The 14309-nt window shown below is 60.8% G+C and carries 13 protein-coding genes; 7 read left to right on the forward strand and 6 right to left on the reverse strand.

All coding sequences use genetic code 11. The features are described from left to right. Window positions 1-2 precede the first annotated feature (2 nt). Window positions 3-125, reverse strand: a complete 123-nt coding sequence (locus JQF37_RS31745) for a hypothetical protein (protein ID WP_262984254.1) — start codon at window positions 123-125, stop codon at window positions 3-5. A gap of 157 nt (window positions 126-282) precedes the next feature. Between JQF37_RS31745 and JQF37_RS21935 the strand changes: the two genes are divergently transcribed. The 6 genes from JQF37_RS21935 to JQF37_RS21960 all read left to right on the forward strand — a co-directional run bounded on the left by JQF37_RS21935 (window position 283) and on the right by JQF37_RS21960 (window position 5379). Beyond that, window positions 283-1467, forward strand: coding sequence for an ABC transporter substrate-binding protein (locus tag JQF37_RS21935; RefSeq protein ID WP_130208684.1), 1185 nt, complete (start codon window positions 283-285; stop codon window positions 1465-1467). A 40-nt stretch (window positions 1468-1507) separates the two neighbouring features. Further along, window positions 1508-2467, forward strand: coding sequence for a YVTN family beta-propeller repeat protein (locus JQF37_RS21940; RefSeq protein ID WP_130208686.1), 960 nt, complete (start codon window positions 1508-1510; stop codon window positions 2465-2467). Beyond that, on the forward strand, window positions 2464-3195 hold the full coding sequence (locus tag JQF37_RS21945; protein ID WP_130208688.1) for an ABC transporter ATP-binding protein: 732 nt from the start codon (window positions 2464-2466) through the stop codon (window positions 3193-3195). Before JQF37_RS21940 ends, JQF37_RS21945 begins: the two co-directional genes overlap by 4 nt. Beyond that, window positions 3192-3983, forward strand: a complete 792-nt coding sequence (locus JQF37_RS21950) for an ABC transporter permease (protein WP_047528186.1) — start codon at window positions 3192-3194, stop codon at window positions 3981-3983. The genes JQF37_RS21945 and JQF37_RS21950 overlap by 4 nt, the downstream gene beginning before the upstream one ends. Window positions 3984-4099: 116 nt before the next feature. Beyond that, entirely contained in the window at window positions 4100-4657 is a 558-nt protein-coding gene (locus JQF37_RS21955; RefSeq protein WP_130208690.1) for a PQQ-dependent catabolism-associated CXXCW motif protein, read from the forward strand. A gap of 56 nt (window positions 4658-4713) precedes the next feature. Continuing rightward, window positions 4714-5379: a response regulator transcription factor gene (locus tag JQF37_RS21960; RefSeq protein WP_047528184.1), complete on the forward strand. Its 666-nt coding sequence runs from the start codon at window positions 4714-4716 to the stop codon at window positions 5377-5379. Window positions 5380-5501: 122 nt separating this feature from the next. Here JQF37_RS21960 and nahK read toward each other — a convergent pair whose 3' ends face one another. From nahK to JQF37_RS21975, 3 genes are all read right to left on the reverse strand, one after another. Beyond that, a complete protein-coding gene (gene nahK, locus JQF37_RS21965) occupies window positions 5502-8096 on the reverse strand; it encodes a hybrid sensor histidine kinase/response regulator NahK/ErcS' (RefSeq protein ID WP_130208788.1) in 2595 nt (864 codons plus the stop codon). Next, on the reverse strand, window positions 8065-9228 hold the full coding sequence (nosP, locus tag JQF37_RS21970) for a nitric oxide-sensing protein NosP (RefSeq protein ID WP_130208692.1): 1164 nt from the start codon (window positions 9226-9228) through the stop codon (window positions 8065-8067). The genes nahK and nosP overlap by 32 nt, the downstream gene beginning before the upstream one ends. A 277-nt stretch (window positions 9229-9505) precedes the next feature. Beyond that, a complete protein-coding gene (locus tag JQF37_RS21975) occupies window positions 9506-10690 on the reverse strand; it encodes a porin (protein WP_130208694.1) in 1185 nt (394 codons plus the stop codon). Window positions 10691-10990: 300 nt separating this feature from the next. Between JQF37_RS21975 and JQF37_RS21980 the strand changes: the two genes are divergently transcribed. Then, the gene (locus JQF37_RS21980; protein WP_130208696.1) at window positions 10991-11860 is read left to right on the forward strand and encodes an MBL fold metallo-hydrolase; all 870 of its coding nucleotides are present in this window, start codon (window positions 10991-10993) and stop codon (window positions 11858-11860) included. On the opposite strand, the gene JQF37_RS21985 is transcribed toward JQF37_RS21980, so the two are convergent. Next, window positions 11847-13550, reverse strand: a complete 1704-nt coding sequence (locus JQF37_RS21985) for a hypothetical protein (protein WP_130208698.1) — start codon at window positions 13548-13550, stop codon at window positions 11847-11849. The two genes, JQF37_RS21980 and JQF37_RS21985, sit on opposite strands and share 14 nt — an antisense overlap. A gap of 139 nt (window positions 13551-13689) precedes the next feature. Next, window positions 13690-14178 carry a Bkd operon transcriptional regulator BkdR gene (bkdR, locus tag JQF37_RS21990; protein ID WP_047528178.1) on the reverse strand — a complete coding sequence of 163 codons (489 nt, stop codon included), beginning with the start codon at window positions 14176-14178 and terminating at the stop codon, window positions 13690-13692. Between the last annotated feature and the right edge of the window lie 131 nt (window positions 14179-14309).

The following is a 14309-nucleotide window of genomic DNA, read 5'->3' on the forward strand; positions in this document are numbered from 1 at the left end:
GCCTAGCGTCCCGGTGTCGCGGGCATGACGAGCAACGGCGCGGGGCGCGGGCCGTGCAGCTTGTCGACGCCGATCAGGCTCAGGACCAGTAAAAACGGCAGGAGCAGCGCTTTGAGAATTCGCATGATCGATTGCCTCCAGGGTAATGGCCGTTTCAGCCCATGCTAAAACCGCACCGCACGGTGCGAGCTACTACCTTGGTACTGCCTCGCTGGTACTTTCTGCATATTTCATCCGGCCTTCAGGCTTCCTATGCTGGCGCTACCTGTAATGGAGTGCCCTATGCGCCAGCTTGCCCCTTACGCCTTGTTCTACGTGCTGGCGATTGCCTGCGCGGCGGGGCTGGCGACTCAAAGCCAGGCCGCCGATGCGCCGTTGCAGGTGCGAATCGGCTACCTGGGCTATCGCCCCGACCCGGGACCGCTGCTGTCGAACGTCATTCCCGAACCGACCGATGCCGGGTTGCGTGGCGCTGAACTGGCGATCACCGACAGCAACAGCACCGGGCGTTTTCTCAACCACAGCTACAGCCTGGTGAGTGCCAGCGTCGACAGCCCGGATGCGTTGATTCATGCCGCCCAGGCCCAGCACGAACAGGGCCTGCGCCTGTTTGTGGTGAATGCGCCGGCAGAGAGTCTGCGCCGGCTCAGCGCGGTACTTCCCGACAGCCTGTTGTTCAACGCCGGCAGCCCGGACGACAGCCTGCGCACCACCGATTGCCTGCCGAATGTGCTGCACAGCCTGCCCAGCCGGGCGATGCTCGCCGATGCCCTGGGGCAATTCCTGGTGGTGCGCAAATGGCAGCGGGCCCTGCTCATCGTCGGCCCGACCGCAGACGATCAAGCCTACGCCGCCGCCCTGCGCCGCGCGGCCAAACGCTTCGGTGTGCAACTGGTGGCGGAAAAAGCCTGGAGTTTCGACAACGATCAACGACGCAGCGCCCAGGCCGACATGCCGCTGTTCACCCAGACCGCTGAATACGACGTGGTGTTGGTGGCCGACGAACGCGGCGACTTTGGTGAATACGTGCCGTACCAGACCTGGTACCCGCGCCCGGTGGCGGGCACCCAGGGCCTGACCCCGGTGGGCTGGCACAAAACCGTGGAAACCTACGGTGCCGCGCAGTTGCAGAAACGTTTCGAAGCCCTGACCGGGCGCTGGATGAACGACCGCGATTTCGCTGCATGGATGGCCGTGCGCAGCATCGCCAGCGCCGTGAGCAAACTGCGCCAGACCGAGCCCATGGCGATCCGTCAGCTGGAAATCAGCGATCAACTGCCGCTGGACGGCTTCAAGGGGCGCAAGCTCAGTTATCGGCCGTGGAACGGCCAGTTGCGCCAGCCGATCCCCATCGTGCAACCCCGTGCGCTGGTCAGCACCTCGCCCCAGGACGGCTTTCTGCACCCCTTCAACGAAATGGACAGCCTGGGCTACGACAAGCCCGAGGTCAGCTGCCGCTTTCCCTGATCCCTTTTTTCACAACAACGACAACAATAAGGAATCTGCCATGCGCCGCACCCTGCTCTCATGCGCCCTGCTGCTCGCTGCGGGACACGCCGCGGCCAGCACCGCCTGGGTCTCCAACGAAAAGGACAACAGCCTGAGCCTGATCGACATGCAGACCCTGCAAGTCACCGAGACCTTGCCCGTCGGCCAGCGTCCGCGTGGCCTGCTGCTGTCCCACGACAACAAGCTGCTGTACATCTGCGCCAGCGACTCGGACCGGGTGCAGGTGATGGACGTGGCCACGCGCAAGATCATCAAGGAACTGCCTTCGGGCAAGGATCCCGAGCAGTTCGCCCTGCACCCCAACAATCGCTGGTTGTACGTGTCCAACGAAGACGATGCGCTGGTCACGGTGATCGACACCGAAACCTCCAAGGTCCTCAGCCAGATCAACGTCGGCGTCGAACCCGAAGGCATGGCCGTCAGCCCCGATGGGAAATGGGCGGTGAACACCAGCGAAACCACCAACATGCTGCACTGGATCGACACCGGCACCCAGACCCTGGCTGACAGCACCCTGGTGGATCAGCGCCCGCGTTTCGTCGAGTTCTCGGCGGACGGTTCGCAGCTGTGGGCCTCGGCGGAAATCGGCGGCACCGTGACCATTCTCGACGTGGCCAGCCGCAAGATCCTCAAGACCCTGAACTTCCAGATCAAGGGCGTGCACCCGGACAAGGTCCAGCCGGTGGGCGTCAAGCTCAGCGCCGATGGCAAGTACGGCTTCGTCGCGCTGGGCCCGGCCAACCATGTGGCGGTGATCGATGCCAAGACCTTCGAGATTCTCGACTACCTGCTGGTGGGGCGACGGGTCTGGCAGATGGCGTTTACCCCGGATCAAAAGCAGTTGCTGGCCACCAATGGTGTCAGCGGCGACGTCTCGGTGATCGATGTCGAAAGCCTCAAGGTCACCAAGTCAGTGAAGGTCGGACGTTATCCCTGGGGCGTGGTGGTGACCCCATGAACGCCCTGGAGGTCAGCGACCTGAGTTTCGCCTACGGGGCCCGAGAGGCCTTGCGCCAAGTCAGTTTCAGTCTGGCACCGGGACGCTTCGCGGCGCTGCTGGGGCCTAACGGAGCCGGTAAATCGACCCTGATCGCCCTGCTCACCCGGCTCTATGACGTACAGCACGGAGACATCCGCGTCGGTGGCTGCTCGTTGTCGAGGACGCCGCGCCCGGCACTTCGGCAGTTGGGCGTGGTGTTTCAACAAAGCACCCTCGACCTGGACCTCAGCGTCGAGCAGAACCTGCGTTATCACGCAGCGCTGCATGGCCTGTCCCGGCGCCAGAGCGCCCTGCGGGTCGAGGCGGAACTGGCCCGGCAGGCCCTGACCGAACGCCGGCGCGAACGGGTACGTGAACTCAATGGCGGGCATCGCCGGCGGGTGGAAATTGCCCGCGCCCTGCTGCATGAGCCACGTCTTCTGCTGCTCGACGAAGCCAGCGCCGGACTCGATCCGGCCAGTCGCCTGGCGCTCAACCAGCACATTCGCAACCTGTGCCGCGAGCAGCGCATCAGCGTGCTCTGGACCACCCATTTGCTCGACGAAGTGCAGCCCAGCGATGACTTGCTGATTCTCCATCAAGGCCGGCTGGTCGCCAGTGGGCAGGCCGACGCGCTGAGCCTGGAACACGGCGGCGATCTGGGTTCGGCCTTCACCCGTCTCACGACTTCCGGAGCTGCCCGATGAACGCGTACTGGCAATGTTTCAGCGGCATCGTGCTGCGCGAATGGCTGCGTTTCGTTCTGCAGCGCACGCGGTTTCTCAGCGCGCTGGTGCGGCCCTTGTTGTGGCTGCTGGTGTTCGCCGCGGGTTTTCGTGCGGCCCTCGGCATCGCGATCATCGAGCCCTACGACACCTACATTCCTTACGAGGTGTACATCATTCCGGGCCTGGCCTGCATGATCCTGCTGTTCAACGGCATGCAGGGTTCGCTGTCGATGGTCTACGACCGCGAGATGGGCAGCATGCGCGTGCTGTTGACCAGTCCCCTGCCCCGGACCTTTCTGCTGTGCAGCAAGCTGTTGGCCACGGCGCTGATTTCGTTGTTGCAGGTGTATGCGTTTCTGGCGATCGCCTGGGTCTACGGTGTGCGACCGCCGGCCATGGGCCTGTTGTGGGCCTTGCCGGCGTTGCTGCTGGTGGCGCTGATGCTCAGTGCCCTGGGCCTTTTGCTGTCGAACGCGATCCGCCAGCTGGAGAACTTTGCCGGGGTCATGAACTTCGTGATTTTCCCGCTGTTTTTCCTCTCTTCGGCCCTGTATCCGCTGTGGAAGATGCGCGAGTCGAGTGAATGGTTGTACTGGCTGTGCGCCCTGAACCCGTTCACCCATGCCGTGGAACTGGTGCGGTTTGCCTTGTATGAACGCTTCAATGCCCTGGCGCTGGCGGTGTGCGTGGGGCTGACCCTGCTGTTTTCGCTGCTGGCCGTGTTGACGTTCAACCCGCAACACGCCGCCTTGCGCAAATCCGGCTGACCGACCTCCCGAAGGACCAAAATTACTACTTTAGTACTGGTTTTCCTGTCTATCGTCGCATTCCAAACGCAGCGTGACTGGCATGTAATGGGTCCATAACGATAAGGACTGAACCCATGCCGCATGCCCGACGTCGCCTGCTGCGTCTCTCTCTTGCTGCGTTGTCGCTGAGCCTGTGGCTGGGCAACGCGCACGCTCAAGCCCCGCTGTTTTCCGCAGAGGGCTATCGCATCGACCTGTACCGCAGCCCGACGCCCCATGAGTTGCCGGGCGCGACCCTCGTCGACACACCGGCCCTGCAAACCCTGCTGGAACAAACCCCGCGCCCGCTGCTGATCGACGTCTACCGCCGCCCATGGCTGCAAGGCCAATTCATCGAAGACCAGTCCCGCGAAAACCTGCCCGGCAGCCATTGGCTGGCCAATACCGGTGATGGTGAGCTGACGCCACAGTGGCAGGACTATTTCGCGCACAACCTGAAAAAACTGACCGCCGGTGACCCGACGCAACCACTGGTCTTTTACTGCCGCTCCGACTGCTGGCTGAGCTGGAATGCGGTCAAGCGCGCGGCCAGCCTGGGCTATAAGACACTGTACTGGTACCGTGACGGTGTGGACGCCTGGCAGGCGGCCAACCTGCCGGTGACGCCGGCCCGGCCCGAACCCTTTCCCTGAGCTTTACGCGTGCGTGTTGTTGCCACACCATAATCAAAATAATGAGGTGAAAGGCTATGTACAAAATTCTGATTGCCGATGATCACCCGCTGTTTCGCGAAGCCATCCATAACGTCATCAGCGACGGCTTTGCCGGCAGCGAAGTGATGGAAACCGCCGACCTGGACAGCGCCCTGGCCCTGACCCAGGAACACGATGACCTGGACCTGATCCTGCTCGACCTGAACATGCCCGGCATGCACGGGCTCAATGGCTTGATCAACCTGCGCAACGAAGCACCGACCATTCCGGTGGTGATCGTGTCCGCCGAACAAGACAAGCAAATCGTCCTGCAAGCCATCACTTACGGCGCGGTGGGCTTCATCACCAAATCCTCGCCCCGCAGCCAGATGACCGATGCGATCCAGCAGATTCTCAACGGCAACGTCTACTTGCCCCCGGACATTATCCGCTCGGCCAGAACCGGCACGCACCGACGGATGAACGACACCCCGAGCTTCCCGCCGGAGCTGCTCCAGGCCCTGACCCGCAAGCAATTGCAGGTGCTGGAACGCATGACCAAGGGTGAGTCCAACAAACAGATCGCCTACACCCTGGAAATCGCCGAAACCACGGTCAAGGCCCACGTCTCGGCGATCCTGCGCAAGCTCAACGTGCACAACCGGGTGCAGGCGATCCTGAGTGCCGGAGACATTGATTTCGGGTCGTATTTGCGGCGGTGAGGCTCGCCTGAAGACCGCATAACGGCTATCGCGAGCAGGCTCGCTCCCACAGGGATTTAGCCGATCCAGTGTGGGAGCAGGGCGGCGTTCCGACGAAGGGGCCGGCACCTGCACCCGAGCACTCAAGGCCGAGCGAGCAAATGACTCATGGCTGTCTTGAGCTTCATCGGCCGTACCGGCTTGTGCATCAGGGTATGCCCCAGTTCGCGGATCTGCTGCTTGAGTTCGTTGCTGTAGTTGGCGGTGATCATCATCGCCGGGATCGGTGAGCCGCGCCGGGCATTGATCCGGGCCACGGCGTCCACACCGTTCTGATCGTTGTCCAGGTGATAGTCGGCGATCAGCAGGTCCGCGTCGGCGTGGTAGTTGTCCACTTGCCGTGCCAGGTCCTCTTCCGACAGCGCCGTGACCACCCGGCAGCCCCAACCTTCCAGCAGCGTGCGCATGCCGGCGCAAATGGTCGCATCGTTGTCCAGCACCCAGATCCGCGCCCCGCGCAGCCGTTCGAGCATCGGCTCGCTCATCAGCAAACCGGGGGCTGCCTGCGGTGCGGTGGCGCTTAACGGCACTTCGACGCAGAACATCGAGCCCTTGCCCGGCCACGAACGAACCTGAACCCGATGCCCGAGAATGCCGGCGATCTTTTCGACGATCGCCAGGCCCAGCCCGAGGCCGCGATCCTGATCCGGGCGTTGCACATCGCCACGCTTGAACTCCTGGAAAATCTCCTCCAGGCGATTTTCGTCAATGCCCATGCCGCTGTCCCAGACTTGAATCGACAGGCGCTGGTGATGACGCCTGCAACCCAGCACCACGCGACCGCTGTAGGTGTAGCGAATGGCATTGCTCAACAGGTTGCGCAGGATGCGCGCCAACAACTGGATATCGCTGCGCACCAGCGCCGAACAGGCAATGAAATGCAGCTCCAGTCCTTCGCTGCGAGCGACCTGGGTGTATTCCGCCGCCAGGGTGTCCAACAGCTCGCTCAGGGCGAACGGCGCGATGTCGGCCTTGATCACCCCGGCATCGAGTTTGGAAATATCCACCAGGGTGCCCAACAGGTTTTCCACGTCTTCCAGGGAGTTGCTGACATTGCGCACCAGCACCTCGTTGCTGACCGCCTCCCGGCGCTCCAGCAAGGCACTGGTAAACAACCGCGCTGCGTTCAAGGGTTGCAGCAGGTCGTGGCTGACGGCTGCGAGAAACTTGGTCTTCGACAGGTTGGCTTGCTCGGCCTCCTGCTTGGCCTCGCGCAAGCGTGATTCGACCCGGCGACGCTCCTCGATCTCACGCAACAACTGGTCGTTGAGGGTGGTCAGTTCCGCAGTGCGTTCGCGCACCCGCAGCTCCAGATTCTGATAGGCCTGGTGCAATGCCTCGGCGGTGCGGCGGCGTTCGGTGATGTCGCGGATCAACACGAAAATCCCCACCACCTCGCCGCTGGCCAGCCGATTGGGCACGTAGGAACGCAGCATGTAGCGTTCCTGATTATTGACGTTGGTTTCGGCGACCTCGAACGTCACGCTCTCCCCCGCCAGCGCCCTGGCCACGTAGGACTCCAGGCGCTGGTAATGCTGCTCGCTGTGCACTTCGCGCAAGCTTTGGCCGAGCATCACGCCCCGTGGCCAGCAGTACCATTCTTCGTAGACCTTGTTGGTGAATTCGTAGACCAGGTCGGCGTTCAGATAGGCGATCAACGCCGGCACATGGTCGGTGATCAGGCGGATCCAGCGCTCGCTTTCGCTCAGGGCTTCGGCGTGCTGGTAGCGTTCGGTGATATCGGTGAAGGTGTTGACGAATCCGCCCGTGGGCAGCGGATGGGTGCGAATCTCCAGGACCCGGCCATCGTAGAGGCGTTGTTCGCACTCCTGCGTGGGCCGCCCGTTGGCGTCGCGGCTGGCCGGGGTCAGCAGGGTCAATTCGCTGTCGGCGATCACTTCGGCAAACGGACGATGGGCCGCTACCGGTGCCAGGCCACTGAGTTCGAGGAACCGGCGATTCCACAGTTCCAGGATGCCTTCGGCGTTGACCATCGCCACCCCTTGGGAGAGGTTGTCCACCGCCCGTTGCAACAGGTGCGACTTCTGCGCCACCGCTTGCTCGCGGCGCACGGTTTCGCTGAGTTTGACGTCGGTAATGTCGGTGAACAGAATCACCCGCCCGCCTTCCTGGGTAGGCCGCTCGCTGACTTGCAACCAGCGACCGTCCTGCAGGCGATACAGCAGGTTTTCGTCGGCATGCCCGCGCGGCTCTTCGGTGAACAGGCCGTTGTTCATCATCAGGCGCTTGACCTCGGTCAGGCGCATGCCGGCGCTGATCCGCACCCGGCTGTTGCTCCAGAAGGCCTTGAAGCGGCTGTTGAACAGGACGATGCATTGCTGGGCATCGAACAGCACGAAGGCGTCGGAGATGCTCTCGATCGCGTCGATAAGGTGTTGATGAGCCGTTTCTGCGCGCAAGCGCGCTTCGCTGAGCAAGTGGTTGCCGGCCTTGAGTTCGGCCATGGCCTGGTTCAAGGCGTCGGTGCGCTCTCGCACCTGCTCGGCCAGCACCACCGAATGCTGGAACGCGGCGTAGGGATCATTGCCCCGGGTGATGCCGGACTCGATGCGTTCGATCAACGCGGCGTTGATGCGTTGCAGTTTCTGGTTGTCGTGTTGCAGGCCGGCGATCTGCGCCCGCAGTTCAGCGCAGTCCGAGGGACCGCCCTCGGGCAATGGCAACGCCGGTGAATGTCTGGTTGATGTGCATGCCATTGAACTGTTCTCCGTAGGTGTTGAACCCCATCACCCGCTGCTCGCGCAAGAAGGCGCCGATCTGCTCGAGGCTACCGTCGTCCTCCAGCTCCAGGCGCCGCAGAAAACAATCGCAGCCTATGGTCAGCAGCAAATCACCGAGACGCTCCTGCAAGCCGTCGAACAGGCTCTGCAGGTTCGGCAGCATGGGACCGGGGGTCATGGCGGTGAGGACGATGCCGTTCTCCACGGCGCAATAGAAACTCAGGCTCAAATCGGCATGAACCTGCTGAATGGCACGCACGTAATACTGCTCGTTGATCCGCACCGCCAAGGGGTGCGCGGCGAAGATCCGGTGATCGAGCTCGGCCACCGGCACGCCGATGTGTCGGGCGTACTCGGCGGCGGCCGGCTCGGCATTGAGTTCGAAGACCCGCCGCGAAGCGCTGTCGGCTCCGGTGACCACCAGTTTCTCCGCCCGGGGCAGGATGTGATGGGTGGTGAACACTTCGAAGTCCAGCCACGTATTGACCAGCACCACGACTGCCGCGCCGCTGTGAAACTCGCCGTCGAAGTAGACATGGGTGTGGGTCAGGTAGTTGTCGTCGCCGGCCGAACCGCCGAAATGCGGAATGTCGCCCAGCGCGGCGCTCAAGGCCGCCAGGACCATTTCTTCGCGGCTGGACAGGCCATCGAGCAAGGTCAGGGCAAAGCTGTTGCCCTTGATCGGTGCCAGGGTGTTGCTGCGACAGCCGCCGACCAGGCGCTCGACCATTTGCTGGGCGTCGATCAGGCTGAAGCGTTCCATTTCGTCGATCAGTTCGAGGGCGATGGAGAAGTGCCGGTGATCGAAACCGACCGCCGTCACGCAATTGCGTCCATACCCCAGCGGAGTGATTTCCCCGGCGCTGGTGCAGCCCGCCAGGCGAATGCCGCCGAAGCTCTGTTGCAAGGCCTGCCCCAGCGCCTGCAAATCGTACTCGGCGGAACAGAAGAACAGCACGAACCCCAGGTGCGGATGCAATAACTGTCGCGCCAGCTCCTGCGCCACCTGCCGGGCATCGGTGGCCTGGGACATCGCGCTGACGATACCTTCGTTCTGGACCTGCTGCATCGTCGCCTCCCGCAGGTGCGCATGTATGAGGTACGAGTGTACGAAGCCTGTGGGGGTGCGACCTATGCTACTTGGGTAGCGGTCAGGCGCTTCGATGGGATGAGAGCCGGAGCGTGGAAACTGGATGGCGGGGGCCTTTGTGGCGAGGGAGCTTGCCCCCACCGGGCGACGAAGCTACCCCTGCTTGGCCGATGCGCGACCAGAAGCAGGGGTCGCTTCGCGACCCAAAGCGGGAGCAAGCGCCCTCGCCACTGGAAAGGGTCGGACGATCAATCCCTTACCAGGTGACTACAGCCCCCACCGCAAACGTATCGGTGTCTTCGTTCTGGGCGCTGGTATCGTGCCCGTCGATTTTGAACTGGTTGTACTCGGCCACCAGCTTAAGGTTGTCGTTCACGTCATGGAACAGCGCGACGCCGCGGGTTTCATAGTCGGCGCCACTGCCGACCACGCCGTTGCCATCGTCATTGGTCTTGCCATAGGACAGCGCCAGGCGGTTTTTCCCCAGTTTGTAGGAGCCCTGCAGCAGATAACCGTCGCTGTCGACGTTGCGCAGGGTCGGCTCCCCGGCATTGTTGGTGAAGAAGGGGTTGATGCCCTTGGCCTGGAAACCGGAACCGACCAGGGTCAGCCCGCCCATTTTCGCCTGCACCCCATAACCGACGCCTTTTGAAGTGACGCTGTTGACGGTGGAGTCGGTATTGTCGGACGTCTGGTAGCTGCCGTTGACCCAGCTATAGATCTGCGCGCCGGCCAGGTCGAACTGGTAGGTGATTTCGCTCTCGGTGCGCGGGTTCTCCTGATAGGCCTTGCCGGTCGGGCTGCTGTCGTTGGTGTCCACCGGATCCATGATGCCCACCGCCACGCGCAGACCGTCCATCACCGGTGTGCGGTAAGTGATCTGCGACGTCGGGAAAGGATAGGGATAACCGGTGCCGATGTTGCCGAACGAGACCCCGCCACCGTCCACCAGCCCCAGGGTGTCGCTGACCTGGCCGTACCCGGCCAGCAGTTCATCGAGCAGGATGTTGGAGCGGGCAAACAGGCCGAAGTCCTTGCCGATCAGCACTTCGCCCCATTGCGGGTTGGCCACGGTGCCGTAGAACTGGCGGACATCGATGGCGGTGTCGGTGCCATTGGTTTCACTGTCGTTGATGGTCACCCAGAACGAAGCCCGGGCGCCGAGCTTGAGATCATCGACCTGTTTGCCCATGTTGAAGCCCAGGTAGTTCGGCAGGAACCCCATCTTCACCCGCGCCTGACGACGGTCGTACTGGTCCCCTTCACGGTTTACGTCACTGTTCACGTAAAAGGCGTTGATATAGCCGTCAGTGGAGAACGTGGTCTGGTCCTTGTCGTACAGCATGATCTCGGCCTCGGCCATCGAGCTCAGGCCAAGGGCCGGCAGGCTGGCGATGAAGACCGGTAAAAGACGATGCTTGAAGTTCTTATTGTTGTGCATGGCGCGCTCCGCGACTGGTGACGAGGTGTCGGAGGCGATTATCGAAAGCGGACCGGCGGCGCCATACGCTGCCTTGGGGGCGATTTGCAGCTGCTTTGGAGCGGCCGGCGGTGCGCAACAAGTTCGGCGTAAGACCGCTTGTCGGCAGGGCCAGCAACTTAAGGTGTAGGGCCTGTGGCCCCCGAGGTGGGGGCCACAGGAACCGCTACTGACTGGACAGCCGCCTTCAATGACATGCAGGCCACCACCACGGGGAAAATGAAACTACCCTCAATACTCGTCCAGACAGAAACAGCCACCATGCCCGCCTTGATTGAAGCCTTCCTCGACCCGGCCTCCTCGACCTACAGTTACGTGGTCTATGAAGCCGATGGCAGTCAGTGCGCAATCGTCGACCCCGTGCTCGACTACGATCCGGCTGCGGGGCGCACCGCCAGCACCCAGGCCGACCGCATCATCGCGTTCGTTCGCGAACACCGGTTGCAGGTGCAATGGCTGCTGGAAACCCACGCCCATGCCGATCACCTGTCGGCTGCGTCGTATTTGCGTCGGGAACTGGGCGGCCAGATGGCCATCGGCGCATCGATCAGCAAGGTCCAGGAGGTGTTCAAGGCGCTGTTCAATCTTGAGCCAGAGTTCTGCGTGGACGGTTCGCAGTTCGACCATCTGTTCGCCCCGGACGAATCGTTCAGGATCGGCAATCTGAAAGCCACCGCCCTGCACGTCCCCGGCCACACCCCGGCGGATATGGCCTACGTGATCGACGGCGAGCAGATCCTGGTGGGCGACACACTGTTCATGCCGGACGTGGGCACCGCGCGTTGCGACTTCCCCGGCGGTAATGCGCATCATCTGTACGCTTCGATCCAGAAGCTGCTGGCCTTCCCGGCCAGTGTGAAACTCTACGTCTGCCACGACTACCCGCCCGAAGGTCGGCAAGCGCAATGCCAGAGCACCGTTGGCGAGCAACGAAAAAGCAACATTCATGTACATGACGGCATCGACGAAAACACCTTCGTCGCCATGCGCACCCGGCGCGACAGGGGGCTGGGGCTGGGGATGCCGACGTTGTTGCTGCCGGCGATCCAGGTCAATGTGCGGGCGGGAAATCTGCCGCCCGCGGAAGGTAATGGCGTGACCTACCTGAAAATTCCGATCAATCAGATGTAGCGTTGGTCAAAACCGGCTCCATACTCCAGCCGCCGGCAGGCTCGTTGTAGGTGAATGCAAGCGTCTGACCCGCCTCAATGACATGCTCGATTTCATCCGCCCCCCGGGCATGACATATCCTGGTTTCGTAGGGTGCCTCGCTGACGACCAAAACTACGCCATTGGCCGCCGCCACGTCCGGTAGATACACCAAGGGCAAATAGTTGCCGTAGGACAACGTGTATCGAACAAACTTTTCTCCATCGCAGGGTGCAGGAATCGATTGCGAATGATCTTCAGGCGAACAGTCGCGGACCTGTAATTGCCATTGCTCGCTACCGTCGAGACAGACGAAGGCCACTGCATCACCTGCTGACAGCGTCACCCGAGCCATCGGGACATCACTGTTGCGCATATCCAGTACACATTCAGCGCTGGCGTCCGAACAGACCAGCAGCCTGTGTGATTCCGCACTCAGGATGGGAGGCAGTGAGACCGTCGGCGACCAATGCTCGTCACTGATTCTGAACAGCATGTGACGGGCCGAGGGCAGGCTTTTGGCACGTGCGACAGTGGGGTTGGCCTGTTCGACATCCTGAAGCCCCAACGTACGTGCACGAAACTGATTCGAGTAGATGATGTTATCTACCAGTCGATGCCTGAGCGACCAATCTGTATTGATGATGTAATGATTCATGATAGGAGAATTGGCATTACCGGCCCCGAACCATGACATCAGTGAGCCCGATATGTCTTTCGGCACAAAAAAAGGAAGCACCATACGGGCGGCCTGAATCGATCTGAGCTCACCCGCAGGCTTGACCTCTTTACCCACCTCGTCGATGAAGGCCTTGAGAGCGGAGTCCGAAGGGGTGTTGGAACCGATCCAGCGTTGATTGACTCCCGGCCAGAAACCGGGGTCTCGCTCGCCAGCGTTATAAGAGACGACAACATTTTTGAATCCCGGCAAGCCCCAGATCTGAGACACACTCAAATTCTTATACGTTGGGGAAATAATCGAGTCGCCGAAAGAAGACTTCAAAATACCTATAAGTTCTGCATGCGCCGCAGAGGTAAATTTCCGGAATTGATGGAAGTTCACGATCACGATTTCTTTTCGACGGTCCCATCCCGAACCGAAGTGAAAGGACTTGATTCCATTAATGATATCGCCCTGAATGGTTCGGCCATTGGTTGTGCTGTGATAAACCATGAATCGCCGGGGATCACCCGCCAGATATCCGGAATAGTGGTGAACCCTGATATCCAGCACTCGAATGCCCGCGTTCAGTTGTTCATGAGGCGAAACATCCTGGCAAACTTCCATAGAAGGAGCGAACTCGGCCTTCAGGTCAAATCCCGAATTATGAGTACCCGGCAAAATGGCCGAATGTATCGGCAAATTCCGCACGCCCGTATAAGTGCTCATCCAGTGCGTACGATTATTATTGAAAGGCTTGCATACGCCACCGCTCCAGCTTCCTCCCGGACACCAGCCACCCATTATTCCGATCTCGAACTCATCGCTGGCGGATGCCGGCCCGTGATTCAGTAGCGATTGCGGATCTACCGACTGTATGACCGCCGCACTTTCAAAGTAAGGTCCAAAAACCGGAGGCAGGTATTCTTTTATATGACCGAGCGCATCCAGATCATCAACACACACATCCAGCGAACTAGCCAATGCAACTTTATCCAATAGGGAATTCATCTTGTACCTCAACAGTTATTTAACAATGGAGGAAACAACATAAACGGAGCCCTATCAGATAAACATGGACCCAAACTGTAGATTGGCGTTGTACAGGTGTGACTTATTGATTCAACAACAATAACAACGCCATCGAATGTTATTTATCCAGCGTCATTCCATTGGCCGGCAACGGCAGCGCCGTCTTGTATCGCACCTGCTTGAGCGCAAAGCTCGAACGGATGTTCGCCACCCCCGGCACCTTGGTCAGAAAGTCCATCATGAAGCGCTCCAGCGACTGGATGGTCGGCACCAGCACGCGGATCAGGTAGTCCGGGTCTCCCGCCATCAGGTAGCACTCCATGACTTCCGGGCGATCGGAAATCGCCTCTTCGAAATGCTGCAACGCCTCCTCCACCTGTTTTTCCAGGCTGACATGGATGAACACGTTCACGTGCAACCCCAGCAGGTCGGCATCGAGCAGGGTCACTTGCTCGCGAATCAGGCCCAGCTCCTCCATCGCCTTGACCCGGTTGAAGCACGGTGTCGGCGAGAGGTTCACCGAGCGGGCGAGGTCGGCGTTGGTGATCCGCGCGTTCTCCTGAAGGCTGTTGAGAATGCCGATATCGGTACGGTCCAGTTTGCGCATGAGATAAAACCACCTGTTTTTTATGTTTATGGAGATTTTTTATCTGCAAATGATCGTCAGCGCAACGAAACAGAGAGAAATATTCTTCTTGGCCGGGCCTATGATGTTTGTAGGACAAGATTTCTTCCACA

Source organism: Pseudomonas sp. MIL9 (assembly GCF_016887925.1).
Classification (GTDB): domain Bacteria; phylum Pseudomonadota; class Gammaproteobacteria; order Pseudomonadales; family Pseudomonadaceae; genus Aquipseudomonas; species Aquipseudomonas mohnii.